19 protein-coding genes are annotated in these 25,979 nt (G+C 62.9%); 14 read left to right on the top strand and 5 right to left on the bottom strand.

Annotation, left to right across the window (positions count from 1 at the left end; genetic code table 11):
• The first annotated feature begins 96 nt into the window (after positions 1-96).
• Positions 97-900 carry a CoA pyrophosphatase gene (locus V7060_RS04780; RefSeq protein ID WP_334178116.1) on the top strand — a complete coding sequence of 268 codons (804 nt, stop codon included), beginning with the start codon at positions 97-99 and terminating at the stop codon, positions 898-900.
• The gene (locus V7060_RS04775; protein ID WP_334178115.1) at positions 897-1,754 is read left to right on the top strand and encodes a sulfurtransferase; all 858 of its coding nucleotides are present in this window, start codon (positions 897-899) and stop codon (positions 1,752-1,754) included. Before V7060_RS04780 ends, V7060_RS04775 begins: the two co-directional genes overlap by 4 nt.
• 12 nt (positions 1,755-1,766) lie before the next feature.
• Here the strand turns inward: V7060_RS04775 and V7060_RS04770 are convergent, their stop codons facing one another.
• The gene (locus V7060_RS04770) at positions 1,767-2,543 is read right to left on the bottom strand and encodes an enoyl-CoA hydratase/isomerase family protein (protein ID WP_334178114.1); all 777 of its coding nucleotides are present in this window, start codon (positions 2,541-2,543) and stop codon (positions 1,767-1,769) included.
• 38 nt (positions 2,544-2,581) lie between these two features.
• On the opposite strand from V7060_RS04770, the gene V7060_RS04765 reads away from it, so the two are divergent.
• On the top strand, positions 2,582-3,025 hold the full coding sequence (locus tag V7060_RS04765; RefSeq protein WP_334178113.1) for a copper chaperone PCu(A)C: 444 nt from the start codon (positions 2,582-2,584) through the stop codon (positions 3,023-3,025).
• A gap of 94 nt (positions 3,026-3,119) precedes the next feature.
• Here V7060_RS04765 and V7060_RS04760 read toward each other — a convergent pair whose 3' ends face one another.
• Both V7060_RS04760 and uvrA read right to left on the bottom strand, forming a co-directional pair.
• Complete coding sequence (locus V7060_RS04760; RefSeq protein WP_334178112.1) at positions 3,120-3,539, bottom strand: thioesterase family protein; 420 nt, start codon at positions 3,537-3,539, stop codon at positions 3,120-3,122.
• A complete protein-coding gene (uvrA, locus tag V7060_RS04755; RefSeq protein WP_334178111.1) occupies positions 3,536-6,493 on the bottom strand; it encodes an excinuclease ABC subunit UvrA in 2,958 nt (985 codons plus the stop codon). Before uvrA ends, V7060_RS04760 begins: the two co-directional genes overlap by 4 nt.
• A 443-nt stretch (positions 6,494-6,936) precedes the next feature.
• Between uvrA and rplU the strand changes: the two genes are divergently transcribed.
• From rplU to cgtA, 3 genes are all read left to right on the top strand, one after another.
• A complete protein-coding gene (gene rplU, locus V7060_RS04750; RefSeq protein WP_062355039.1) occupies positions 6,937-7,245 on the top strand; it encodes a 50S ribosomal protein L21 in 309 nt (102 codons plus the stop codon).
• 12 nt (positions 7,246-7,257) lie between these two features.
• Positions 7,258-7,518 carry a 50S ribosomal protein L27 gene (gene rpmA, locus V7060_RS04745; protein ID WP_062355042.1) on the top strand — a complete coding sequence of 87 codons (261 nt, stop codon included), beginning with the start codon at positions 7,258-7,260 and terminating at the stop codon, positions 7,516-7,518.
• Between the two features lie 202 nt (positions 7,519-7,720).
• On the top strand, positions 7,721-8,773 hold the full coding sequence (gene cgtA, locus V7060_RS04740; RefSeq protein ID WP_334178110.1) for an Obg family GTPase CgtA: 1,053 nt from the start codon (positions 7,721-7,723) through the stop codon (positions 8,771-8,773).
• A gap of 136 nt (positions 8,774-8,909) precedes the next feature.
• On the opposite strand, the gene rpsT is transcribed toward cgtA, so the two are convergent.
• Positions 8,910-9,179: a 30S ribosomal protein S20 gene (gene rpsT, locus V7060_RS04735; RefSeq protein ID WP_055935648.1), complete on the bottom strand. Its 270-nt coding sequence runs from the start codon at positions 9,177-9,179 to the stop codon at positions 8,910-8,912.
• A gap of 127 nt (positions 9,180-9,306) precedes the next feature.
• Here rpsT and murJ point away from each other — a divergent pair, with 127 nt between their 5' ends.
• The 5 genes from murJ (at position 9,307) to ispH (ending at position 16,625) form a co-directional block, all read left to right on the top strand.
• Complete coding sequence (gene murJ, locus V7060_RS04730; protein ID WP_334178109.1) at positions 9,307-10,926, top strand: murein biosynthesis integral membrane protein MurJ; 1,620 nt, start codon at positions 9,307-9,309, stop codon at positions 10,924-10,926.
• An 81-nt stretch (positions 10,927-11,007) separates the two neighbouring features.
• Positions 11,008-11,955 (top strand): bifunctional riboflavin kinase/FAD synthetase, encoded by a 948-nt coding sequence (locus V7060_RS04725; protein ID WP_334178108.1) that lies wholly within the window; start codon positions 11,008-11,010, stop codon positions 11,953-11,955.
• Positions 11,952-14,783 carry an isoleucine--tRNA ligase gene (ileS, locus tag V7060_RS04720; protein WP_334178107.1) on the top strand — a complete coding sequence of 944 codons (2,832 nt, stop codon included), beginning with the start codon at positions 11,952-11,954 and terminating at the stop codon, positions 14,781-14,783. The genes V7060_RS04725 and ileS overlap by 4 nt, the downstream gene beginning before the upstream one ends.
• 93 nt (positions 14,784-14,876) lie before the next feature.
• Positions 14,877-15,374: a signal peptidase II gene (gene lspA, locus V7060_RS04715; protein WP_334178106.1), complete on the top strand. Its 498-nt coding sequence runs from the start codon at positions 14,877-14,879 to the stop codon at positions 15,372-15,374.
• A 300-nt stretch (positions 15,375-15,674) separates the two neighbouring features.
• Complete coding sequence (ispH, locus tag V7060_RS04710; RefSeq protein ID WP_334178105.1) at positions 15,675-16,625, top strand: 4-hydroxy-3-methylbut-2-enyl diphosphate reductase; 951 nt, start codon at positions 15,675-15,677, stop codon at positions 16,623-16,625.
• A gap of 186 nt (positions 16,626-16,811) precedes the next feature.
• Here ispH and V7060_RS04705 read toward each other — a convergent pair whose 3' ends face one another.
• Positions 16,812-17,186, bottom strand: a complete 375-nt coding sequence (locus tag V7060_RS04705) for a DUF2834 domain-containing protein (RefSeq protein ID WP_334178104.1) — start codon at positions 17,184-17,186, stop codon at positions 16,812-16,814.
• A gap of 133 nt (positions 17,187-17,319) precedes the next feature.
• Between V7060_RS04705 and V7060_RS04700 the strand changes: the two genes are divergently transcribed.
• The 3 genes from V7060_RS04700 to V7060_RS04690 all read left to right on the top strand — a co-directional run bounded on the left by V7060_RS04700 (position 17,320) and on the right by V7060_RS04690 (position 25,278).
• The gene (locus V7060_RS04700) at positions 17,320-17,847 is read left to right on the top strand and encodes a hypothetical protein (RefSeq protein ID WP_334178103.1); all 528 of its coding nucleotides are present in this window, start codon (positions 17,320-17,322) and stop codon (positions 17,845-17,847) included.
• A gap of 625 nt (positions 17,848-18,472) precedes the next feature.
• Entirely contained in the window at positions 18,473-19,915 is a 1,443-nt protein-coding gene (locus V7060_RS04695; RefSeq protein WP_334178102.1) for a hypothetical protein, read from the top strand.
• 1,079 nt (positions 19,916-20,994) lie between these two features.
• Complete coding sequence (locus tag V7060_RS04690) at positions 20,995-25,278, top strand: RHS repeat-associated core domain-containing protein (RefSeq protein WP_334178101.1); 4,284 nt, start codon at positions 20,995-20,997, stop codon at positions 25,276-25,278.
• Positions 25,279-25,979: the final 701 nt, after the last annotated feature.

Here is a 25,979-nt window from a genome sequence, read left to right as displayed (position 1 = left end):
TCGCCATGACGTTCCCTCTGCGCCGGCCTAGTGCCGGCGCAGTGCTTTTCGGCGTAGGGCGACCTTCCGCGCTACCCTCTGCAGGTGCCTGATGACATGAATACCGCATTCCGTGCCGTGCTCAGCCCGTGCATCGGCGTCTGCACGCTGGACGACGACGGGCTGTGCGAGGGCTGCCTCCGTACCACCTCCGAGATCGCGCGCTGGTCGCAGATGAGTGATGACGAACGCCTGCGTGTGATGGAGCACGTGCTGCCTGCGCGCGAACGCGCGCGCGCGCCGCTGGAGCAGCGATTGCGCGAAGGTGGAGAACTGCGGCGCGCGCTGCATCCGTTGGCGGCCGTGCCGCGTGCGGCCGGCTGGAACCACGACGATCTCATCGACCTGCTGCCCCCCGGTCCGCTGGCCGAGGCGGCGGTACTCGCCGGACTGGTGCCGCGGGAGGAAGGCACGCAGGTGCTGCTGACGCGCCGCACCGATGGCCTGCGGCACCACGGCGGACAGGTGAGCTTCCCCGGAGGTCGCATCGAGCCCACCGACACCGATGTGGTGGCGGCGGCACTGCGCGAGAGCCGTGAAGAGATCGCGTTGCCGCCTTCGCAGGTGACGCCACTGGGCTTCCTCGATCCCTTCACCACGATCAGCGGATTCCGCGTGGTGCCCGTTGTCGCGCTGATCGATCCGGCCTTCGTGCCGGTGCCGGAGCCGAACGAAGTGGCCGACGTATTCGAAGTCCCGCTCGACTACCTGATGTCGCCCGACAACCTGCGCCGTGTCGAAGTCGACTATCGCGGCCGCCGGCGCGTGGTCATGGAGTACGCGTGGCCAGGTCAACGCATCTGGGGCGCGACCGCGGCGATCCTGTTCAATCTGCGGCAACGGCTGGAGCAACTCGGATGAACTGGACGACCCTCGTCGATGCACCTGCCTTGTCTGCGGCGTTGCCCGATCCGGCACTGCGCGTGGTGGATGCGCGCTTCGTGATGCTCAATGCCGCGCCGGATGCGGGCCGCCAGGCCTACGCCGAATCGCATCTGCCGGGCGCGGTGTACGCCGATCTCAATCTCGATCTCTCGGACCTGTCGAAGGTCGGCGAAGGTCGGCATCCGTTGCCGGACAGCGCTGCCTTCGCCCACAAGCTGGGCGAGTGGGGTATCGGGCCGTCGCACCAGGTGGTGGTCTACGACGCGGGCGACGGCAGCATGGCGGCCGCTCGCCTGTGGTGGCTGTTGAGGCTGCTGGGGCATGCGCGCGTGGCGGTGCTCGATGGTGGGCTGGCCGCGTGGCGCGCGGCGGGTGGGCAAGAAACCGCTGGGGTTTCCACGCCGGCACCTGTCCCGCCGTATCCGTCGCAGTTCGATGTCGGCCAGCGGGTCGATGCACCGGGGATCCTTGCGCGGCTGGGCGCGGATAGCGGCTGGCTCATCGATGCGCGTGCCGCCGAGCGCTTCCGCGGCGATGTCGAACCCATCGATCCGGTCGCCGGTCATGTTCCCGGCGCACTCAATCGTCCGTTCACGCAGAACCTGCGTGACGCTCGCTTCAAGCAGGTCGATGAACTGCGCGCCGAGCTGTCCGCTCTTCTGGGAAACCGCTCTCCCGCGGACACCGTATTGATGTGCGGTTCCGGCGTGACGGCGTGCCATCTGCTGCTCGCCTTCGAACACGCTGGCCTGCACGGCGCGCGCGTCTATCCCGGCTCGTGGAGCGAATGGATCGGCGATCCGTCGCATCCGGTCGCGCGCGGCGACTGACGAAGCGCGAGCCTACTTTTTCAGTTTCTCCACCAGCGCCCGCAACGCCTCCTGCGTATCGGGCGCGTGCCAGGCATCGACGAAGCGTTCGAGCTGGATCAGCGACGGATCCAGTGCCTCGATCAGGTCGCGCCTGGCGAGCGTGCGCGTCTGCAGCATCGGATGGTGGGGCAGCCGCAGCAGGTGCTGCAGCCAGGCGACGGAGCGCACGATGACTGCGTCCTGGTCGACAAGCTCGTCGACCAGTCCGATCTCGAGGGCGCGTTCGGCCGGTACCATTTCGCCCGCCACCAGCAGGCGTTCGGCGCGATAGGTGCCGACCACGCGACGCATCAGGCGCTGGATGCCTTCAGGCACCACCAGCCCGACCTGGGTTTCGTTGAGGCCAAGCGCGAACGGTCGCGCGGGGTCCGCGCTGCGCGCCATCACGCGATAATCGCAGCACAGCGCCAGCACGCAGCCGCCCGCAGGCGCGTGGCCGGTGATTGCGGCCACGACCGGCACGCGCGATTCGGCAAGCGTGCGCGCGGCGCCGAAGAAGGCCTGCCACGCATCAAGCAGCGCGTTGCGGTTGTCGCCGAGCGACAGCAGGTAGGGGACGTCCATGCCGGCCGAGAAGATCTTCGGGTTGCCCGCCAGCACGATGCCGCGCACGCCCTGGTCCAGCGCCGCGTTGAGTGCGTCGATCAGGGCGCGGCACAGGTCGGTGTTGAGCGCATTGACCGGCGCGCGCGCCAGCCGGATCTCGCGGATGTCGCCGTGGTCGGTGGTTTCGATGAGGCCCGTCATTCATCCGCTCCGTGAAGTCAGGCCGGTATCATAGGCGCATGAACCGTCGCATCGAAACGCTCTGCCTGTCCGTCCTGCTGCTGTCGTCCGTGGGCGCGGTCCGTGCCGCCGAATGCCTGCCGGTCGCCAGGGCGGCGTGGGTGCGGCTGCCACCGGTCGCCATGCCGATGATGGCCGGCTTTGTCCGCATCGAGAATCCATGCAAGGCGCCGGTGAGCATCGTCGGCGCGGAAAGCCTCGCGTTCGAGGATGTGTCGTTGCATGAAACGCGAGAGGAGAACGGTGTCAGCCGCATGCGCGAAATCGCCGCGCTACCGATTGCGCCAGGCAAGGCCGCCGAGTTGAAGCCGGGCGGATTGCATTTGATGCTGCATGGCCCTTACCAGCCGCTGGTCGAAGGGGAGAAGCCGGTGATCACGCTGAAGCTGGCCGATGGCCGTACGTTGCCGGTCATGTTCGAGGTGCGAAAGAGCGCGCCCTGATTCCGGCTGTCGTGGGAGCGACGTAAGTCGCGAGCTTTTCCCGAGGCTGAAGAAGAGCTCGCGACTTACGTCGCTCCCACAACGCTCTCTGCGGTCACTCCGACACCGCGCGTATCGCCGCCGGCAGCGGCGCGCTGTGTCCCGTCTGCGTATCCATCCACACGACCACGACGTTGCCATCCGAATACAGCACGCTGTCGTCCTTGGTCGAGACGATGCGGTGGCCGATGGTGACGCTGCTCGTACCGAGGCGGTCGACATAGAGCTCGACCACGACATCGTTCGGCCACGTCAGCGGGCGCTTGTAGTTGATGTTGTTGGCGGCCACCACCGGCGCGATGCGGTCGGTCATCGACACGTCCGGCACGGTCAGCATCCAGCGCACACGCGCCTCTTCAAGATACGAGATGTACTTGGCGTTGTTGACGTGGCCCATGCTGTCCATGTCGCGCCAGCGCACGCTGATCGGGATCTTCGCCAGCAGCTTGCGGTCGGTGTCCGGGCTGTCGCTCATCGTGCGGCCTTCTTGCTCGTGGTCTTGGAGGTCTTCTTGGCGGCGGTCTTGGTGGCGGACTTGCGCGGCGGCAGCACGTCGGGCTTGGCGACGGCCGCGGGTTTGGTGGGCTTGGGTGCCTTCGCCTTCGGCAGCAGCTTGGCAAGGAAGCGGCCCGTGTGCGAACCCTCGTTCGCCGCGATGTCTTCGGGCGTGCCCGTCGCGAGGATCTGCCCGCCGCGGTGACCGCCTTCCGGCCCCAGGTCGACCACCCAGTCCGCGGTCTTGATGACGTCCAGGTTGTGCTCGATCACCACGATGGTGTTGCCTTCGTCGCGCAGCTTGTGAAGCACGGCGAGGAGGTGCTCGATGTCGTGGAAGTGCAGGCCGGTGGTCGGCTCGTCGAGGATGTACAGCGTACGGCCGGTGTCGCGGCGCGACAGTTCCTTCGATAGCTTCACGCGCTGCGCTTCGCCGCCGGACAGCGTGGTCGCGCTCTGGCCCAGCTTGATGTAGCTCAGGCCCACGTCCATCAGCGTTTCCAGCTTGCGCGAGATCGATGGCACCGGCTCGAACAGGGTCAGCGCATCCTCGACCGTCATCTCCAGCACGTCGTTGATGTTGTAGCCCTTGTAGAGGATCTCCAGCGTCTCGCGGTTGTAGCGCTTGCCGTGGCAGACGTCGCAGGGCACGTACACGTCGGGCAGGAAGTGCATCTCGACCTTGATCAGGCCGTCGCCCTGGCAGGCCTCGCAGCGGCCGCCGCGCACGTTGAAGCTGAAGCGGCCCGGCGAGTAGCCGCGGGCGCGCGCCTCCGGCACCTGCGCGAACAGCTCGCGCAGCGGCGTGAACAGGCCGGTGTAGGTCGCCGGATTGGAGCGCGGCGTGCGGCCGATCGGCGACTGGTCGATGTCCACCACCTTGTCGAACAGGTCCAGGCCGGTCACTTCGCGATACGGTGCCGGCTTGTGCGACGCGCCGTTGATCTCGTTGGCGGCCAGCGAATACAGCGTGTCGTTGATCAGCGTCGACTTGCCGGAGCCCGACACGCCGGTAATACAGGTGAACAGTCCGGACGGGATGTCCAGGTCCACGTCCTTCAGGTTGTTGCCGGTGGCGCCGCGAAGGTGCAGCGTCATCTTCGGGTTGGCCTTGTGGCGCGCTTTCGGCACTTCGATCTGGCGCTTGCCTGACAGGTACTGGCCGGTCAGCGAACGCGGCGCCTCCAGCAGGTCCTGCAGCGTGCCCTGGCCGACGATCTCGCCGCCGTGCACGCCCGCGCCTGGGCCGATGTCCAGCACGTAGTCCGCCAGTCGGATCGCGTCTTCGTCGTGTTCGACCACGATCACCGTGTTGCCGAGATCGCGCAGGCGCGTCAGCGTGCCGAGCAGGCGCTCATTGTCGCGCTGGTGCAGGCCGATGCTCGGCTCGTCGAGCACGTACATTACGCCGACCAGGCCGGCACCGATCTGCGAGGCCAGGCGGATGCGCTGCGCCTCGCCGCCGGACAGGGTGTCGGCCTTGCGCTCCAGCGTCAGGTAGTCGAGGCCGACGTCGACCAGGAAGCCGAGCCGCTCGGCGATCTCCTTGACGATCTTCGCCGCGATTTCGCCGCGCCAGCCGGGCAGGTCGAGGCCGCGGAAGAACGCCAGCGCTTCATCCACCGGCAGCACCACCAGCGACGGCAGCGGGCGGTCGGCAACGAACACGTTGCGCGCGGACTTGTTGAGGCGTGCGCCCTGGCAGTCGGGGCAGGGACGGTCGCTGATGTACTTGGCCAGCTCCTCGCGCACGGCGGGCGATTCGGTTTCGCGATAGCGGCGCTCCAGGTTCGGCACGATGCCTTCGAAACGATGCTTGCGCTGCGTGCGGCCGCCCGACTCGGTGAGGTAGGTGAAGGTGATCACCTCCTCGCCGCTGCCATACAGGACGGCCTGCTGCACTTTCTCGGGCAGCGACTGCCATGTCGCATCGGTGTCGAACTGGTAATGCTTGGCGAGCGAGGCGATCAGCTGGAAGTAGTACGCGTTGCGGCGATCCCAGCCGCGCACGGCACCGGCGGCCAGCGACAGTTCCGGATGCACGACGACGCGTGCCGGATCGAAGAACTGCGCAACGCCCAGGCCGTCGCACGTCGGGCAGGCGCCGACCGGCGAGTTGAACGAGAACAGGCGCGGTTCCAGTTCCGGCAGTGAGTAATCGCAGACCGGGCAGGAATACTTCGATGAGAACAGCAGCGGTGCGGATTCCGGCTGGTCCAGCGACATCACCTGGGCCATGCCGTCGCCCAGCTTCAGCGCGGTCTCGAAGCTTTCGGCGAGGCGCTGCTTGAGGTCCTCGCGCGGACGGAAGCGGTCGATCACCGCTTCGATGGTGTGCTTCTGGCGCAGCGCCAGCGGCGGCACCGCGTCGATCTCGTACAGTTCGCCGTCCACGCGCACGCGCACGAAACCCTGCGCGCGCAGCTGGTCGAACACCTGCGCATGCTCGCCCTTGCGCTCGCGGATCACCGGCGCCAGCAGCATGTAGCGTTGCTCGCCGTCGAGCGCCAGCACCTGGTCGACCATCTGGCTGACCGTCTGCGCTTCCAGCGGATAACCGTGATCCGGACAGCGCGGCAGGCCGACGCGGGCGTACAGCAGGCGCAGGTAGTCGTAGATCTCGGTGATGGTGCCGACGGTCGAGCGCGGGTTGTGGCTGGTGGATTTCTGTTCGATCGAGATCGCCGGTGACAGGCCTTCGATGTGGTCGACGTCGGGCTTTTCCATCACCGACAGGAACTGCCGCGCGTACGCCGACAGCGATTCCACGTAGCGGCGCTGGCCTTCGGCGTAGATGGTGTCAAACGCCAGCGACGACTTGCCGGATCCGGACAGGCCGGTGATCACGATCAGCTTGTCGCGCGGCAGGTCGAGATCGATGTTCTTGAGGTTGTGGGTACGGGCTCCGCGGATGCGGATGAAGTCCATGGCCATCGGGTGGGGGATCCGGAAAGCGAACAGGGAAGCGTAGCGATCTGCCTAGGTGGGGGCAAATGGCGCCAATGCCAGCGAAGCAGCGGGGTCGGGTGGGTGGGCGGTCAGTCTCGATGGGGGGCCATCGGTCGGGCGTCATGTCGATCGACGGGGCACCGCCCTAACGGAGCAAGGCCGAGAACGCCGCGACGAGAATCGATTCAAGTCATTGATTTACAATGGAGCGCCCCGGCGAGTGGCGCCGCCGACGGGCACCATCCGGATCAGTCTGCGCTTCGATGCGGACAAATCCTGTCCGGAATGTCGGCTGCGGAGGCTGCGGACCCGGGGACGAGTAGGGGTAGGGTTGACCCTAACTCCATGAATCCACTACAATTCCGCTTCTGTTCGCCCTCGATGGCGGGCAGGCTCCAGAAAATAACTACAGAAACCAAGGAATCCACATGTACGCAGTCGTAGTCACGGGCGGTAAGCAATACCGCGTGATGAAGGGCGAGACGCTCCGCGTCGAGAAGCTCGAGGCCGAAGCCGGCAACGAGATCACCTTCGACAACATCCTGATGCTGGGCGATGGCGAAACCATCAGCCTGGGCGACGCCCTGAAGGGCGCCAGCGTCACCGCGAAGGTCGTCGGCCATGGCCGCGCCGACAAGGTGCGCATCATCAAGTTCCGCCGCCGCAAGCACCACATGAAGCGCCAGGGTCATCGGCAGCACTACACCGAAATCGAAATCACCGGCATCACGAAGTAAGGAGAAGCAGTCATGGCACATAAAAAGGGCGTAGGTTCCTCGCGCAACGGCCGCGACTCCAATCCGAAGATGCTGGGCGTCAAGGTCTTTGGTGGTCAGGCGATCGATGCGGGCAACATCATCATCCGCCAGCGCGGCACCCAGTTCCATCCGGGTCCGGGCGTTGGCCTGGGTCGCGACCACACGCTGTTCGCACTGGTCGACGGCAAGGTCGAGTTCTCGGTCAAGGGCGCCAAGAAGCGTCGTACCGTGAGCGTGGTCGCGGAAGCCTGAGGCTTCCCCACACGCCGAGCGAAGGGCCCCGCCGCGTGCGGGGCTTTTCGTTGGTGAAGCCGTAATTGGTGATTGGTAATGAGTGATTCGCGAGCGCGTTCGGCGCCTCGCCTTTCGGCCCCCAATCACCGATAGCAGCACGCAGCCATATGGTCTTCACGGCATTTCCAATCACGAATCACCCATCGCGAATCACGCCTCCATGAAACTCGTAGACGAAGCAGAAATCCAGGTCGGCGCCGGCAATGGCGGCAACGGTTGCGTGGGGTTCCGCCGCGAGAAGTTCATTCCGCTGGGCGGTCCTGACGGCGGTGATGGCGGCAACGGTGGCAGCGTCTGGCTGCAGGCCGACGAGAACCTCAACACGCTGGTCGATTTCCGCCACCAGACGCAGTTCCGCGCACAGCGCGGCGAGAACGGCATGGGCCGGCAGATGTACGGCAAGGCCGGCGAAGACCTGACCATCACGGTGCCGGTCGGCACGGTGGTGACCAACGTCAGCACCGATGAGGTCATCGGTGACCTCACGCAGCACGGCGACCGCCTGCTGGTGGCCAAGGGCGGCAAGGGCGGCCTCGGCAACATGCATTTCAAGAGCTCCATCACCCGTGCGCCGCGCAAGGCGACACCGGGCGAGGAGGGTGAAGAGCGCCTGCTGAAGCTGGAGCTGAAGCTGCTGGCTGACGTTGGCCTGCTCGGTTTCCCGAACGCGGGCAAGAGCACTTTCATCCGCGCGGTGTCGGCGGCGACGCCGAAGGTGGCCGACTACCCGTTCACCACGCTGTATCCGAACCTGGGCGTGGTCAGCGTGGAAGCGCACCGCAGCTTCGTGATCGCGGACATCCCCGGCCTGATCGAGGGTGCCGCCGACGGTGCCGGCCTGGGCGCGACGTTCCTGCGCCACCTGCAGCGCACGCGCATCCTGCTGCACCTGGTGGACATGGCGCCGATGGAAGGCGGCGTGGACGGCATCGATCCGGTCGAACAGGTCCGCGCCATCGAGCGCGAACTTGAGAAGCACGACCCCGAGCTGCTGCAGAAGCCGCGCTGGCTGGTGCTCAACAAGGCCGACCTGATGTTCGAGGACGAAGCCAAGGAGCGCGCGGACGAGATCGTCGCCAGCCTCGGCTGGACGCAGCCGTGGTACCAGGTGTCCGCCATTTCCCGCGAAGGCACCTGGCCGATCATGAAGGACGTCATGGCCTTCTTCGATCGGCAGAAGGAAGATGCCGAAGAGGCTGCCCGCGAGGGCTGAGACGAGAAACCCGCCGGAAGGCGGGTTTTTTCTGCCGAAGACGACAGTCCGTTTCCGGCATCCATCCTGCAGGCAGGCAAAAAGAAACCCGCCTTTCAGCGGGTTTCCGTGTCTTCGCGTTGCGTGCCGCCGTGAATCAGGCCGCTTGCAGGGCCTTGATACGGGCGTTCAGGCGGCTCTTGTGGCGGGCAGCCTTGTTGCGGTGGATCAGGCCGCGCGAGCTCAGGCGGTCGAGGATCGGCTGGGCCGAAACGAACGCGGCCTGGGCGCCGGCGGCGTCATTGGCGTCGAGCGCCTTCAGGACCTTCTTGACGGCGGTGCGCAGCATCGAACGCTGACCTGCGTTGCGCGCATTGCGCACGACGGTCTGCTTGGCGCGCTTCTTGGCGGACTTGATATTGGCCACGGTGGGATTCCTGGTGAATACCTGAGAGAATTCAGGGGGTGAACGGAAGACGGGTAATTGAGCCGGAAATTATGGGGCATTCAATGGGTTGCGTCAACCTGGGTCGTTCCCGGGCAAAGGGGGGGCAATGAGCGGCAACCGCCTCCTGCGTTCCACCGCCATCTTCAGCTCCATGACCTTCCTGTCCCGGGTGTCCGGGCTGGTCCGGGATCAGGTCTACGCCATCGTTTTCGGCGCCAACCCGGCCATGGACGTCTTCATCGCGGCGTTCCGTATCCCGAATTTCATGCGGCGGCTGTCGGCCGAGGGCTCGTTTTCGATGGCCTTCGTGCCGGTGCTGGCCGAATACAAGGAAAAACACGGGCAGGATGCCGTCAAGGACCTGGTCGACCGGGTCACCGGCACCTTGCTGGCAGCCCTGCTGGTCGTCACGGCAGTGGTGCTGCTGGCCGCGCCCTGGCTGACGCGGGTCATCGCGCCCGGTTTCGAGGTCGGCAGCGACAAGCATGATCTGTTCGTCGAAATGCTGCGCATCACCTTCCCGTATGCGCTCTTCATTTCGTTGGCCTCCCTGGTCGGCAGCATCCTCAACAGCTACCAGCGGTTCGCCGTCCCGGCGCTCTCGCCGGTGCTGTTGAACCTGGCCATGATCGCTGCGGCATTGGGGCTGGCACCGTTGATGGGCGGGTCGGTCAAGGCGCTGGCGTGGGGTGTGTTCGCGGCCGGCATCCTGCAGTTGTGCTTCCAGTTGCCGGCGCTGGCGAAGCTGGGCCTGCTGCCTCGCCCGAAGCTGGATTTCGCCCATGCCGGTGTCCGCAAGATCCTGACGCTGATGGTGCCGACGTTGTTCGGATCCTCCGTGGTGCAGTTCAACCTGCTGTTCAACACGATGGCCGCTTCGTTCCTGATCAGCGGCAGCATCACCTGGCTGTATTACAGCGACCGCCTGCTGGAGTTTCCGCTCGGCATGTTCGGCGTGGCGATCGGCACGGTGATCCTGCCGCACCTGTCCAGCCGGCATGCTGCGACCGATCCCGACGGTTATTCGAAGGGGCTCGACTGGGGCTTCCGGCTCTGCCTGTTGATCGGCCTGCCGGCCTGTGCCGGCCTGATCCTGTGCGCCGAGCCGCTGATGGCGACGCTGTTCCAGTACCGCAGCTTTACCGTTGAGGACGCGCGGATGAGCAGCTGGAGCCTGATCGCGCAGTCCACTGCCGTGCCGGCCTTCCTGCTGGTGAAGGTGCTGGCGCCGGCGTTCTATTCGCGCCAGGACACCCGCACCCCGGTGAAGGCGGCCGTGGTCGCCGTGCTGACCAATGCCCTGTGCACGGTCGGCCTGTTCGCCGGCCTGCTGTACGCCACGCCGACCGGACAGGCGGCGCTGCAGGCCTCGGGCGGAAGCTGGACGCAGGCACTGGCCACCATACCCGGTGCGCATGCGCTGCTCGCGCTGGCTATCGCCGTGGCCGGCTGGGTCAACGCGCTGCAGCTGGCCTGGCTGCTGCGCAAGGCCGGCGTCTATCGCCGGCAGCCTGGCTGGGGCCGCTTCCTGCGCCAGATCGGCGTGGCCACGCTGGCGATGACGTTGACCGTGCTGGCGTTCCGGCTGCTGTGGCCGGACTGGTCCGCATGGGCGTGGTGGGAGCGTGGCCTGCGCCTGGCCGTGATGGTGGGTGCCGGCGGCGTGCTGTACGGCGGCCTGCTGTGGCTGCAGGGCATCCGGCCGCGTGACCTGCGTGGGCATTGAGGAAAGGCTGGGCCGGCTATACTTCAAGGTCTTGCATCACTCCGGATCCGCCGCCTGGCGCATCCGTCCCGACAGGAATCCATGAGCAGGCTGTTCCGTGACGTCGATGGCGGGCCTCTGTGCCCGCACGGTAGCGTGGTCTGCATCGGCGCCTTCGATGGCCTGCACCTGGGTCACCGTGCGCTGGTGCGGCATGCCGTCGCGCGTGCCCGCGCGCTGGGCGTGCCGGCCGTGGTGGTCACGTTCGAACCGCTGCCGCGCGAGTTCTTCGCCAGGGGCAACCCGCCGCCGCGCCTGACCCTGGCGCGGGCCAAGGTGCAAGGTCTGCTCGATCTGGGCGCCGACCATGTCGGCCTGCTGCGCTTCGACGCGAAGCTCTCCGCCATGACCGCCGAGGACTTCGCCCGCACGCTGCTGGCAGGTCGCCTGCGCGCGAAGGAAGTCTGGATCGGCCCCGAGTTCCGCTTCGGTCACCGCCGCGGCGGCGACCTTGCGCTGCTGCAGGCGATGGGTGGCGAACTCGGCTTCACGGCCAGCGAAATCGATCCCGTGCATGCGCAGGGCGAGCGCGTGTCCAGCACCCGCATCCGCGAAGCGCTGAAGGCCGGCGACTTCGCCACGGTCGAGCGACTGCTCGGCCGGCCCTACACCATCGGTGGCCGCGTCGTGCGCGGCAAGCAGCTCGGCCGCACGCTCGGTTTTCCCACCGCCAACCTGCGTTTCCCGAAGACGCCCGCGCTGTCCGGCATCTATGCCACCTGGGTGCACGGCGTCGGCGACCGACCCTGGCCGTCGGTCTCCAGCTTCGGCACGCGGCCGACCGTGGATGGCGTGGAGCCGCTGCTGGAAGCCCACCTGTTCGACTTCGCCGGCGACCTCTACGGGCGCCACCTCGAGGTCGAATTCGTCGCCAAGCTGCGCGACGAACTGAAATTCCCCGATCTGCCCAGCCTCACCGTGCAGATGCACCGCGACGCCGACGACGCGCGCGCGATCCTTTCCGAACATCAACGACGAGCGACGGCGTGAGCCAGGACTACAAAGCGACCCTCCATCTGCCCGCCACGGATTTCCCGATGCGCGGCGACCTGCCCAAGCGCGAGCCGGACACGCTGGCCCGCTGGGAAAGCCAGGGCCTGTACGCGCAGCTGCGCGACAACGCCAAAGGCCGCCCGCTGTTCGTGCTGCACGACGGCCCGCCTTACGCAAACGGTGCGATCCACCTGGGCCACGCGGTCAACAAGATCCTCAAGGACATCATCGTCAAGTCGAAGTACCTGGCCGGCTTCGATGCGCCGTACATCCCGGGCTGGGACTGCCACGGCCTGCCGATCGAGATCGCCATCGAGAAGAAGTTCGGCAAGGTCGGCGTGAAGCTGGACGCGGTCGAGTTCCGGCAGAAGTGCCGCGAGTACGCCGAGTCGCAGATCGACATCCAGCGCAAGGACTTCAAGCGCCTGGGCGTGATCGGCGACTGGGACAACCCGTACAAGACGCTCGACTTCCGCTTCGAAGCCAACGAGATCCGCGCGCTGGCGAAGATCGTCGCCAACGGCCACCTGACGCGTGGCGTGAAGCCGGTGCACTGGTGCTTCGATTGCGGCTCGGCGCTGGCCGAGGCGGAGATCGAATACGCCGACAAGGTGTCGCCGGCGGTGGACGTCGCCTACGCCGCGCGCGATGCGCAGGTGGTGGCGAAGGCGTTCGGTGTCGACGTACCGGCCGATGTCGAGGTCGCGCTGCCGATCTGGACCACCACGCCGTGGACGCTGCCGGCCTCGCTGGCCATCTCGGTCGGTGCGGACCTCGAGTACGCGCTGGTCGAAGGCCCCGCGCACGACGGCAAGCGTCGCTGGCTGGTGCTGGCCGATGCGCTGGCCGCGCGCGCACTGCAACGCTACGGCGTCACCGACCTCGTCGTGCACGGCCGGGTGAAGGGCAGTGCGCTGGAAGGCGCGCTGTTCGCACATCCGTTCTACGACACCCGCGACATCCCTGTACTGCTCGGCGACCACGTGTCGGCCGAAGACGGTACCGGCGCCGTGCACACCGCGCCCGGCCATGGCCAGGAAGACTACGTCGTCAGCAAGCAGTATGGCCTGCTCGACAGGTACACCGCGGCGCAGCTCAATCCGGTCGACGGCCGTGGCGTGTACCTGCCGTCCACGCCGGCCGCGCATGGCGTCGAACTGGCCGGCCTGCACATCTGGAAGGCCAACGACACCATCGTCGACGTGCTGAAGCAGAGCGGCGCGCTGCTCGCTTTCAGCAAGCTCGAACACAGCTACCCGCACTGCTGGCGCCACAAGACGCCCATCGCGTTCCGCGCCACGCCGCAGTGGTTCATCTCGATGGAACAGGCCCACCTGCGCGCCGATGCGCTCGAGGCCATCAAGCACGTCGGCTGGTTTCCGCAGTGGGGCGAAGCCCGCATCGCCGGCATGGTCGATGGCCGCCCAGACTGGACGATCTCCCGCCAACGCACCTGGGGCGTGCCGATCGCGCTGTTCGTGCACCGCGAAACCGGCGAGCCGCACCCGCGCAGCGTCGAGCTGATGCGCGCCGTCGCCGATCGCGTGGAGCAGGGCGGCGTGGACGTCTGGTACACGCTGGACGCCACCGAACTGCTGGGCGACGAAGCGAAGGATTACGACAGGATCACCGACATCCTCGATGTCTGGTTCGATTCCGGCGTGACGCACGAGGCCGTGCTGCTGGAGCGCGGCATCCCCAAGCCGGCCGACCTCTACCTGGAAGGCTCCGACCAGCATCGCGGCTGGTTCCAGTCGTCGCTGCTGACGGGCGTGGCGATCGACAAGGCCGCGCCGTACCGGCAGTGCCTCACCCACGGCTTCACGGTGGACGAGCACGGCCGCAAGATGTCGAAGTCGCTGGGCAACGGCATCGAGCCGCAGGACATCATGAAGACGCTGGGCGCGGACATCCTGCGCCTGTGGATCGCCAGCGCCGACTACAGCAACGAAATGTCGCTGTCGCAGGAAATCCTGAAGCGCAACGCCGATGCCTACCGCCGGTTGCGCAACACGGCGCGCTTCCTGCTCAGCAACCTCAACGGTTTCGACCCCGTGCGCGACCTGCTGGCGCCGGCCGACATGGTCGCGCTTGACCGCTGGATCGTGCACCGCGCCTACGAGGTGCAGGAGAAGATCAAGGCGGCCTACGACCGGTACGACTTCGCCGAGATCGTGCAGGCGCTGCTGAACTTCTGCAGCGTCGACCTCGGTTCGTTGTACCTGGACGTGACCAAGGACCGCTTGTACACGATGCGCGAGGACTCGCGCGGCCGTCGCAGCGCGCAGAGCGCGATGTTCCATATCGCCGAAGCGTTCGTGCGCTGGATCGCGCCGGTGCTCAGTTTCACCGCGGATGAAATGTGGGGCTACTTGCCGGGCGAGCGCACGGGCAACGTGCTGTTCGCCACGTGGTACGACGGCCTGGCGCCGCTGCCGGAAGGCGCCGCGCTCAACGCCGCCGATTTCGATCAGTTGCTGGCGCTGCGCGAGCAGGTCGCCAAGGTGCTGGAACCGATGCGCGCCAACGGCCTGATCGGTGCCGCGCTGGAAGCCGAGATCGCCGTGTCGGTGAATGCCGCCACGGCGGCCAAGTGGCAGCCGCTGGCCGAAGAACTGCGTTTCTTCTTCATCAGCGGCGACGTCACGGTGTCCGAAGTCAGTGCCGACGAGATCTTCGTGCTCGCCACGCCGACCACCAAGACCAAGTGCGTGCGCTGCTGGCACCACCGTGCCGATGTCGGCCAGCATGCCGCGCATCCGGAACTGTGCGGCCGTTGCGTCGAGAATATCGACGGCGCGGGTGAGGATCGCCGCTGGTTCTGACCTTCTCTTGCAGGAGGGGCTTTAGCCCCGACGCGTTTACCGGGAAGCATCGGGGCTAAAGCCCCTCCTACAGGTTTTTCCAACGGGAATGCAATGACCAAACACCCCAAACCCAATGCGCTGATCTGGCTGCTGCTGTCGGTCATCGTCATCGTGCTGGACCAGTGGACCAAGGCCTGGGTGCTGGCGTCGCTGCCGGAATACACCGCCATCCCGGTGATCGAGGGCTTCTGGAACTGGTACCGCACCTACAACACCGGCGCGGCCTTCAGCTTCCTGGCCGACGCGGGCGGTTGGCAGTTGTGGTTCTTCACGGTGCTGGCCGTCGGCATCAGCGGCCTGTTGGGCTTCTGGCTGTCGCGTACCGCGCGAAGCGACTGGCGCCAGGCGCTGCCGTACGCGTTGGTGATCGGCGGCGCGCTCGGCAACGTCATCGACCGGCAGATCCACGGCCACGTGATCGACTTCATCCAGTGGCACTGGCGGGAGCACTACTGGCCGGCGTTCAACATCGCCGACTGCGCGGTGGTCGGCGGGGCCGTCGGCATTGCGTTGTTCGGGCTGTTCGACGGCAAGAAGAAGGCCGCGTAGGGCGGGCCTTGGCGCGCCGTGTCGGTGCGTCATCGAGCGGCGGGCCAAGGCCCGCCCTACGTAGGCATCGCGGCGGTTTGCCCTCACCCCGTTCCACATCCGATGCCATCACCGCGCCCGGGCGTACCGCCAACCTTGCAAGCCGTCATCCCGGCGAAAGCCGGGACCCAGTGCCTTTTGCTGCTCCAGCCGGTCTCCCGCACCACGTCGCTGGGTCCCGGCTTTCGCCGGGATGACGGCCAAGGGCGGCCCGTCGCTGATTCATCCCTCTGACGTCCCACCTCCGGTAAAATCGCTCCCATGGACGTCCTTCTCGCCAATCCCCGTGGTTTCTGCGCCGGTGTCGACCGCGCCATCGAGATCGTCAAGCGCGCCATCGAGACGCTCGGTGCGCCGATCTACGTGCGGCATGAAGTCGTGCACAACCGCTTCGTGGTCGACGACCTGAAGGAGCGGGGCGCGGTGTTCGTGGAAGAACTCGATGAAGTGCCGGACGGGGCCACCGTGATCTTCAGCGCGCATGGCGTGTCGAAGGCGGTGCGCAACGAAGCCGAACGGCGTGCGCTGAAGGTATTCGACGCCACGTGTCCGCTGGTCACCAAGGTGCATTTCGAAGTGGCCCGCCACTGCCGCGCAGGGCGCGACGTGGTGCTAATCGGCCACGCGGGCCATCCGGAAGTGGAAGGCACGATGGGTCAGTGGAGCCGCGAGGGCGGGGTAGGGAACATCTACCTGGTCGAAGATATCGACGGCGTGGCGACGCTGGACGTGAGCCAGCCCGGGAACCTGTTCTACACCACCCAGACCACACTGTCGGTCGACGACACTGTCGGCATCATCCAGGCCTTGCAGGTGCGCTTCCCCGCCATCCTCGGTCCGAAGCACGACGACATCTGCTATGCCACGCAGAACCGTCAGGACGCCGTGCGCGACCTCGCCAAGCAGTGCGACCTGGTGCTGGTGGTCGGTTCGCCGAACAGCTCCAACTCCAACCGCCTGCGCGAACTGGCCGAGCGCGATGGCGTGGAGTCGTACCTGATCGACGGCGCGCACGAGATCAACCCGCGCTGGATCGAAGGCAAGCAGCGCGTCGGCGTCACCGCCGGCGCTTCCGCGCCCGACGTGCTGATCGACGGCGTCATCCAGCGCCTGCGCGACCTCGGCGCCGGCGGCATCAGCGAACTCGACGGCGAGCCGGAGAACATGGTCTTCGCCCTGCCGAAGGAACTGCGGCTGCAACTGGTCAGTTGAGCCGGCGCATCACATCGCGTTGAATCGCTTTTGCTTGCCGAAGCACCTGGTTGTGGCTGCCTCGGCCTTGAACTCGTCCGTATGCGCTCCTTACTTGTGGTCACCTCGGTGATTGCCGTGAATGTACGGTGTGGAGATGGCCAGTGGAGATGAGGCGATTCACAGCGACGTTTTCGCCGTCCTGGCTTACCCGGATGATTGGATGGATCCGGAATCCGCCCCCTCTTGGTTCAATCGCACGGATTGCGGCCCAGGTACAGCAAGGTGCTGTTCCCGCATCAGCAGGAATGCCGGCAATGCCAGTGATGGGCCGACCAGCATGCACAGTGCGGGAATCCATAGGCGGCGCATAGTCAGCCTTCGGCCCTCTACGGCGATGAAGACCAGTACCGCGATCCCGGACACCAGCACGTCAGCCCAAGCGAACGCTGATATCGGGGTTGCTATTGCCTGTTGCAGCAACAGCGGCACGTTGACCCCGTTGGCAGACAGCCATGGGATGAACTTGGACAAGGGCAGGGCAGCACCAAGAAGGCAAAGACCGAGGTAGATCAACTGCATATAGGCTCCTGAAGCTTGGTTCGCCCACGATGGACGAACGAGTCGGCCGAAAGGGTAAAGCCTGTCAGGCCCCATTGGCAGATACCCGATCCTTGACTACGCTCCCTGCTGACGAACGCTGGGGATAATGCCGATGTTCTGGATTGCGACTGCAAGGCTCGGTTTGTGCGCTGTCGGTCTGGCGCTTGGCACAGGTGTAGCCCTGTGCGCGTCGGCTCAGGAGTACCGTGACACTGCCGTGCCGAACGCCCAGATCCCCAACGTCCTGCGCGACGTGGCCCAGTGGCACGACTTCCAGCACCCGGACTGCAAGTACAAGCAGCCGCTGGGTTCGGTACGCGCCGAAGGCGAAGAGGGGGATGAGGAGCACTGGACCATCGTGGGGTGCGATGGACGACAGTTCACTTATCGCGTGTCCGTGATCTCGCAGCATCGTGGTGGTGTCACGGTCTTGGTCGGTAACGTAGGTGGCGAACCCGTCAAGCAAAAGCCGAAGATGGACAAGGGCCTGCGCGAGCAATGCGAAGCCATCGCCAAGGAACTCGCGTCAATGGGTGACGATATCGACAAGGTGCCGGACGACAAGATCATCCGCTACGACCAGTTGTACGCTGATAACGCAGCATGTCAGGGCGAGGCGAAAGCAGCAGGCGACCGTTAGAGCGCAACCAGCGAACACCTGAGTCGTTCCGTCTTGCTCGATGCGCCCGAGTCGATGGAAGTGCAGGGGTGCGCCAAGGAGCGATTGGTGCGCTTTGGGGCGTATCCCAGTACGGGGTGATAGCGGACTTCAGCCCGCCTGCGGGACCAGGATGCATCGGCCCCGGCTTAAGGGATGTCACCTAAGACGGGCAGAGGCGTTGGTGGGGCACGGTAATGCTTGATCCGTAAGGGGACAGGGGACTTATCCAACTGTAGGGACGACGCATCACAGATGCGCCGCTCCCCGGACTGACCCCAATGCGGGTGATCCGCATTACGGGGCATGGAAGTCCTAGAACGGCGCTTGGAACGCTGCCGCGAGCGAGCCGAAGTGGAGGATAGGATGGACACACTCCGTACGGGGGAGGGGGCAAACCCGCGCCAACTCACCCGCAGACTCTACGACTGACACTTCCGTACCGGACTAGCAGCCTATCGTCGGAGCCCGCACAAAGTGATGCTCGGAGCTGGCCGAAATACCTCCCCTTGGCCGTTGCGGGTCTTGATGGAGATGCGTCCCACGTCTGTCACCCGCGTTACATCCCATCAACGCACTTACAACCGACGGCATAAGGAGATTGCACGTGAACGATCTGGTCGCTGAGTTAGGGGGGCTGCCGGCCCGCGAAGATGAGGAGGCATGCATCGTCTTCCTACGCAAGCAAGTATCCACGTACCCTGACACCTATAGCTGGCTCCAGCCGATCCTTGAGTCCACGTTGGACGAGGAAACGCGCGAATTCCTGATCTCGGAACCACCAAGAGTCGGTAACCACACCCCCAATACGCTTTATGAGCAGTTGGACTCAGCGTCACGGCTTCTGGAGGTCTGCCTTGTGCAAAGGCAGAGCATACATTCCCTAGAGACCACGGCTATTCTCAGCGCCCTCGACATTGAGCATGCGCTGAAGACCAACGGTTTCAACGCTGAGATCGAACGTCAACGCATCCGCTACTTCGCTAGCCAGGGAAAGGGAAACGAACCTGCCGCGATGGACCCCGCCGAGACAGCCTTGAATCAGCGAACGGCCGAGATAGAAGCGTCCTTGAGGAATAAACTTGTTCTTCATGGCAAGGATGGCAGCGCCTTGAACTACGGGCAGCGCGTCAAGCTGCACCGCTACATGTACAAAGAGAACGTGCGCGCTTGCTATGAGCGCCTGGACGCTATCCGTAAAGGCATGTCGATCTTCTATTACGCAAAGCTTCCCAAGCTTCCCAAACCTGCCACCACCAAGAATCACGTTCTCGCGATGGTTAAGTGGATGCGTATCGCGATGGACATCGTGGATCGGGCAAAACCCTACGAGCGGATCATTACGAAGACGATTCTGGTGAGTAATAGCGCACCGGATGCGGGTGCTGATTTCAAATCCGAACTCGGGATGGACAAGACGATTAGATTCCGCTTTGGATTCTATCCCGGCTCGCTCGTTGACATAGGGGTTGCGACGGAGACCATGATGGTGCTGCAAGATATCAGTGCAGCGTGGTTGCTAGAAGACAACTGGTCTGAGGTGAAGGCGCTGGCGTCAGAAGCGTCAGCTCAGCCCACTGACCAGACCAAGCAAGGCAACATAAACGTACATCGTCTGGCAGATGATCTTGTCAATGTAGCTAGACCTCGCTTGTTGTCCGACATCTTGTTGATACCACCGAGACAGAACATCTTCTTAGACGATCTTCCCCCACCCGAAAAGTCTTGGCAGCCAGTAGAGCTTTGGATGTGGGATGTGTCGACATGGAGTACCGGTACGCCTTTACTCGATTCTCGCCAGAATCTGGGTAGCTCACTAGCAAACTGCTCGCCCGTAGGTGTTTGGGAACTAAGCGTCCCGATCGAAGTCCGTGTCGGCTCGTCCACTCTTCCTCGGTCCCAACTGTCTGCGTTGGCACCTAAGGTACCCGGCGGCGCTAGCAAGAAGACGGTCCTGTCGGACTTGATGGTGACATTTAGCGTGCTGGTTAATGCCCGTATGGCCCCTGACGAGCGTCTTGTCGCTGCCTTTGAGGAGGCTGGCCAGTGATCCGCATGAAGAGACCCTCACAACATTTAGAAGGCTATCCGAGCATCGCGGACACATTAGTCATCCCTAAAGGGCGAGCAGGCACCTGCTCGGACGCTGATCCGTTGGGGCGCGGGAGCCAACAGTCCGAGATTCGAAGTAGTACCGGGCACTCGCAAACAGAGTGGCAGCGCTCCGCAGAGCTTGAGGCCACGTTTCTACGCTCGAACGAAGCCTTAGGTGCAGTATTCCTTGGCCCCTTCTCTGCGGCCTTCGGCGTGCTGGGGCCTCGGCTGCTCTTGAGGTCCGGCAACATGGGGCTGCGAATTATCGGTATGTCGTTAGGACTCTACGACTCTTCTCACGGGAAGATCGACGAGCCTGCCTTCTGGCACTACGTGAACCCGCCAACCCGCCCCGCCTCTGCGCTTGGCGACTATGGTGATCTGGCCAAAGACTTAGAACTGGCGCGCGAGTTTATGGAGCATGGGAGAAAGACGCGCGCACAAGACTCAGACCATTGGAAGGAGATAGATGCGGCGGCAGAGAAGCGAGACCACGATCGCCACAGGGGTAAGCCCGATACCGAGATAGCTTGATCGTCCCAACTTGGCTCGACAGCAGTGAACGCCTCCTAGTTGACGTGCAGTTGATTGCAAAGCGAAGAATCGAAGGTCATCAATGCCTCTCGATTCCGCGTCATCGATACGGTCCGCGCTTCAGGTGCCCAAGTCGATCCTCCGCCCGAATGTGACGGGCGTCAAGTGCGTTCAGGTTTTGGTAAATGCGTTTAGCGGCAAGTGGGGTGCCGGCTACTCATTCAACGCGATGCAGGAATTGCGCAGTCCGCCAGCAGGAGTGGAAGTCCTAGAACGGTGTTAAGAACGCTAGCCCGAGTGCGCCGAAGTGGAGTACAGGGTGGATGAACTCCATACAGGCTTCTCGCCCCATAGGAGTCAGAAGCGACGTACATACGCTTACCTCAGTTCCTGACTTCCCAGGGCGGATCAGCTAGGAGTAGCTTCGCCGACATGGGGTGTCCCGCCGGGGTGGCGGACGCATGGACTCTGGCCTGCAAGGGGCCGGAAGGGAGCGAATCAGTGAACAGGAAGCTTCAAGCAACAGGTATCGTTGTTGTTTCGCTGCTCTTGGCATTCAGTTCTGACGTAGATGCTAAGAAGCCAAAGCCGCGCGAAGAAGATAAGAAGCCGGCTACGGATCTAGAGCGCGTCGTCGTCGTCGGCGTGCGGGGTCCTGGCCGGGGCTCCTTTCCAGGAATAGGCGGGATAGGAGGTATTGGTGGCCGAGTAGTGCGCGTTCCCACACCTACGGTAGTTATCGACAACCGTAACGCGCAGGGCGATTGTGATGAGGGTGAGGGAAATCCCATCATTCCAGCCACAGGCAACAAGATCGAACCCGAGACTGATTTCTCCTCTGCAGGCGAGGCTGGCCTTTACCTGTCCAGGACGTACAACCACTACTGGAAGGGCGTCGGGCTGTTCGGAAAGCACTGGATTTCCAACTTCGACTACAAACTTACCTTCGGTACGACAGCAATTAACGGCTGCTATCCGCGCGCAGGTGGAGGAGCTTGTGGCATTGGGACGAATACCATCATCTACGCTTGGCGGCCGGACGGGCGCACCATCAAATATGTGTTGAATACCGGTGATGGCGTCTTCTATGAAGACAAGCCGAGCCCCATCTCAAAGATCGTAAAGCAGCCTGATGGCTCGTTCCTACTCTATGGCGAAACCAATGATCGCGAGTACTACTCATCGGCAGGGTACGTCAGCGAGGTAAATAATCGTTACAACATCGGTTGGAAGTTCACCTATACGGGAGGCACATATCCTTACCGGGTCACGCACACATCTGGGCGTTACGTCGAGTTCACCTGGACGAGTGGGCAGCTGACCGCTGTGAGGGATCCGGCGGGCACCTACTATGGCTACTCATATAACGCCAATCTGTTCGGGTCTGGCCTTCATCGCCTCGCAGCACGAGCCCAGACATCAACCCCCGCATTGACGACCACATATCACTATGAAGTCTCGGGTGATCCTACGGCGCTCACGGGAAAATCGTTCAATGGAGTGCGCTATTCCAAGTTCACTTATAACGCGAGTGGCTACGCCACGAGTAGCGAACACAACGGACTGGAGAAGCACACGTTCTCATACAGCTCTGGTCCTAATGGGCTGTTCACAACCGTGCATACCAATCCCTTGGGAAAGGTGACGACCTACACTTACAAGAATGGCCGGCCTATTACAGTGTCTGGCCATGCAAGCCTTCATTGCGATGCGGCTAGTACGCTCACTGAGTATGACGCAAACGGATATCCGACGATGACGTCGGATTTCAATGGTGTCAACACCGCCTTCAGCTACAGCGCTAAAGGTCAGCTGACGCAGAAAATTGAGGCCTACGGTACGCCGCTGGCGAGGACTACCCAGTACGAGTGGCATCCCACAGAAAACGCCATAGTGAGCGTTACCGTGCTTGGCGTCTCGCGAACCGACTATGCATACGCTGGTAGCGGTAGATTGTGGCGTGTCGCGGTAACAAACCTGTCCTCAATCGGTGTGCCGAACCAGGTTAGAGAGACGTACTACAGCTACACCGAGTATGGCGGCACATCCGGTGGTGTAAGTGTTGCGGGGATGATCGCCAGCATAACGATTGACGGGCCTCTTGCTGGCTCTGCAGATGCCACCATTACCAAGTACGACAGTCTTGGGAATCTTCTATCCGTAGAGAACAGCCTCGGACACAAGACGTCATACTCGTTGCATAACGGTCTCGGTCAGCCTGGGCGCATCACCGGTGCTAATGGTGAACTTCGTGACTACTTTTATCACGCTCGCAGCTACATCGTGAGGGAGCGAACCTATCCGGACGGAAGTACGCCTGCAGATACCACTTACAACTACAACGCCAATGGAACGGTTGCTTCCATCGTCAGGCCCGATGGCACGACCATGAACTATCAGTACGACTTTGGTCTCCGGCCAACGGTGCAGTACATGAATTCAAGTGGTGTGCTTGCTGGCGGGGCAACTCAGGAGCGTCGAGAGTACGCATTCAATGCGGCAAGCGACATCGTAGCGGTGAGTGATTGGGCTGTGGAGCCAACGGCTCAACTGATGTTTGAGTGTCATGGGCCACTCGGCGCGCCGCCTGAGCAATGCATGGAGCCGTTTTGGTACGAAGAAACGGTTGAAGCGCCTGTCCTTAAGCGTGCTCTGTACGCTGATTACGACGAGCTGAGTCGCCCACGGGCTAGGCGCGGAAGCTACGGGTACAACCAGCGGCTGGCGTATGACTACAACGGTAACGTAATAACGGTCAAAGACTCGCAAGGGCGAAACACCGTACTCGCCTATGATGCACTTGGAAGGGTGATTTCGTCGAAAGATCCGCTTAACCAAACTACGTACTTTGAGTACGACGTGGGCGATCAGCTCACCAAGGTGACCGACCCGCGCGGAAAGATCACGACCTATGCCTATGACGGATTTGGTCAGCTATGGGCCCAGTACAGTCCGGATACAGGCTCAACCACATATCAGTACAACGCCTACGGTCAGCTAGCCACCGTAACCCGCAACAATGGAAGCGCAATTTCTTACAGCTACGATGGGTTCGGTCGAGTAACGTGGTACGGCAATGCAGGAGAAGGGCGTGGCTTTGGCTACGACTGGTGCACGAATGGTAAGGGTCGGCTCTGCAACGTTGAGGCAAATGGCAGCACCGTTCATTTCGCCTATCAGCCTGATGGTCGATTGAGTGTCCGTAGGGAACTTACTACCGCGTTCGGCGTACAGAGCGACTATTGGACCCATTACTACTACGACGCCGTTGGTAGGCTCAATGCCATCACGTATCCAAATGGCATAGCGGTCGGCTACGGATACGCAAGCGGAAAGCCTCTGACGATGACGGTGAACATCGGTGGCAATGTGTCGCTCATCGTTTCGGACAGCAAGTATCGACCGTTCGGGCCAGCAGTAGAGACGACGCTCGGCAATGGACTGAAGCGGAATAGGCCGCGTGACTTAGATGGTCGCCTGACCGCCAATGCGGTTCTCAACGGTGGCGCCGCCTTGCAGAGCATTGCTTACGGGTATGACGCTGATAGTCAGATTTCGCAGCTGACCAACTCAGTGAGTCCGACTCTGAGTCAAAGCTATGGTTACGATGCGATCTTTCGACTTACTGGCGTGACTTCCGGAGCCGGCAATCAAGGTTTTGCGTACGATGCAAATGGAAATCGTACCTCGGCTTCAGGCTCAACCTTTGGGGCTGGAGCATATTCGATTGAAGGAAGCAGTAATCGAGTGTCCTACGTCAGCGGTACGTCCCCAAGCAGGCCCATTGAGTACCAGTACGACACTTTGGGGAATCTTACTTGGACGCATGACCATGGGCGGTACATCGCCAGCTACGGATACGGCACATACCTCAACATGACGTCGGCATCGCATTTCAATGGCAGTACTACGGAAAGCATTGGATACGGGTACAACGCCTTCAATGAACGCGTCTCGAAGGCTGCGCCGAGCCACGGCCACTATCGGTATGTGTATGGCCCCGGCAGTCGCCTGATGAGTGAGCACCGGGACGAGAACGATCTTTGGACCAACTACCTTTGGTTCGGTGGCGAGCTTGTTGGCATTACGCGTGGCAGCCAGGTTTATTGGGTACATGGTGACCATCTGGGTCGTCCCGAGATCATGACCAACAGTGCCAAGGCGGTGGTGTGGCGTGCCAGCAACTACGCGTTTGATCGCACCGTAACGCTGGACGGTATCGGTGGCCTGAACGTCGGCTTCCCGGGGCAGTACTACGATCAAGAAACGGGGCTCTGGTACAACGTCAACCGGTACTACGATGCGCGGCTCGGGCGGTATACGCAGTCGGATCCGATTGGGTTAGCTGGTGGGTTGAATACGTATGGCTATGTGGGTGGGAATCCTGTAAGCCTGATTGATCCGTTGGGCTTGGCACCTGTATCAGGCGCTATGGCTGATTGTTTGTCACAGATATTTGGTCAGTCTGTTTCAGGTGTTAATGTAAGGAATAAGACTGTAGTTAATAACGACTTCGTGACAACGCGAAGAAACTCAATTCGCCTCCCGCCTTCTTTGTCGGTCGATGATTTTTTTGCCGATCACAATTTGGTTCTGCACGAGTACTATCATGTGCTGCGGCAGTGGAATACGGGTGAATTGTCTCGCACGGCTTATGCAGCAGAGTTCATGCGAAATGGATCGGCCGATGGGAACCGCTTCGAGGATGCTGCCGATTCATTTGCCAACAGCCATGCTGAGGCGCTCAAAGAATGCCTGAAGAAAGCAGAGGAATGCGAAAAGTGAGGATTGTGATGTCAATTGTTGTGGGGGCGCTAACGGCGACCGGATGCACGACTTTCGGCGGAGACATGATCATTCGGGTGTCTGGATCGGTGCCGATATCAGGATCGGCGGGAGATCCAGGAGAGCAATGCGAGCTTGGCATGGTCTCCGCACAGACGGGTGAGCGATCATCAAGAAGGGATGTCAGTGCTGACTTTTCTACGACCATGATGGTCGTTGCTGGCCCACAGGCCAGGCGCTACTACTTCGTTGCCGAGTGTGGGGATGGCCGTGAGTTCCGATCGGATACGATTACTGTCAGTAGTCGCAGTTCTTACAGTAGGAGCTTTGATCTGGGGACACTTGTAGAGAACGTTCCGTAATCCAGGCGCTATAGACGGTTGTCCAATCGCTCCGTTGAAATGAAGAAGCCCCGCAAATGTGGGGCTTCTTCTTTGCCGTTGTCTATCAGCCTGTTCTTCGAACAGTATGGCGTCTTGCCTGAGCGCCGGCCCCCTTGATCAGGTGCCGTGTAGTGTTGCGTTTTTCCTCGAGCCGCTTGCTCGCAGATAGCAGTTGTTGCGGGTCGTCGGCGAAGGGCCTTCTGGCTTGGATCGAACAACAGCAGATCGGTAGTGAGAAGCTCCCCTCAGTAGTCATTCCCAACTGGAGTTACCAGCATTCTGTGGACAAGGTCTAGCATCCATGCGATCAGCAGGAGG

The organism is Pseudoxanthomonas sp., from assembly GCF_036845285.1.
Lineage (GTDB): Bacteria > Pseudomonadota > Gammaproteobacteria > Xanthomonadales > Xanthomonadaceae > Pseudoxanthomonas_A.
This window is presented reverse-complemented; position numbering and strand designations above follow the sequence as displayed.

What these genes read in the sequence shown, in the direction of transcription:
- V7060_RS04780 (WP_334178116.1), top strand. Translation starts at nt 97, where the DNA reads ATGAATACCGCATTCCGTGCCGTGCTCAGCCCGTGCATCGGCGTCTGC.
- V7060_RS04775 (WP_334178115.1), top strand. Translation starts at nt 897, where the DNA reads ATGAACTGGACGACCCTCGTCGATGCACCTGCCTTGTCTGCGGCGTTG.
- V7060_RS04770 (WP_334178114.1), bottom strand. Translation starts at nt 2,543, where the DNA reads ATGACGGGCCTCATCGAAACCACCGACCACGGCGACATCCGCGAGATC.
- V7060_RS04765 (WP_334178113.1), top strand. Translation starts at nt 2,582, where the DNA reads ATGAACCGTCGCATCGAAACGCTCTGCCTGTCCGTCCTGCTGCTGTCG.
- V7060_RS04760 (WP_334178112.1), bottom strand. Translation starts at nt 3,539, where the DNA reads ATGAGCGACAGCCCGGACACCGACCGCAAGCTGCTGGCGAAGATCCCG.
- uvrA (WP_334178111.1), bottom strand. Translation starts at nt 6,493, where the DNA reads ATGGCCATGGACTTCATCCGCATCCGCGGAGCCCGTACCCACAACCTC.
- rplU (WP_062355039.1), top strand. Translation starts at nt 6,937, where the DNA reads ATGTACGCAGTCGTAGTCACGGGCGGTAAGCAATACCGCGTGATGAAG.
- rpmA (WP_062355042.1), top strand. Translation starts at nt 7,258, where the DNA reads ATGGCACATAAAAAGGGCGTAGGTTCCTCGCGCAACGGCCGCGACTCC.
- cgtA (WP_334178110.1), top strand. Translation starts at nt 7,721, where the DNA reads ATGAAACTCGTAGACGAAGCAGAAATCCAGGTCGGCGCCGGCAATGGC.
- murJ (WP_334178109.1), top strand. Translation starts at nt 9,307, where the DNA reads ATGAGCGGCAACCGCCTCCTGCGTTCCACCGCCATCTTCAGCTCCATG.
- V7060_RS04725 (WP_334178108.1), top strand. Translation starts at nt 11,008, where the DNA reads ATGAGCAGGCTGTTCCGTGACGTCGATGGCGGGCCTCTGTGCCCGCAC.
- lspA (WP_334178106.1), top strand. Translation starts at nt 14,877, where the DNA reads ATGACCAAACACCCCAAACCCAATGCGCTGATCTGGCTGCTGCTGTCG.
- ispH (WP_334178105.1), top strand. Translation starts at nt 15,675, where the DNA reads ATGGACGTCCTTCTCGCCAATCCCCGTGGTTTCTGCGCCGGTGTCGAC.
- V7060_RS04705 (WP_334178104.1), bottom strand. Translation starts at nt 17,186, where the DNA reads ATGCAGTTGATCTACCTCGGTCTTTGCCTTCTTGGTGCTGCCCTGCCC.
- V7060_RS04700 (WP_334178103.1), top strand. Translation starts at nt 17,320, where the DNA reads ATGTTCTGGATTGCGACTGCAAGGCTCGGTTTGTGCGCTGTCGGTCTG.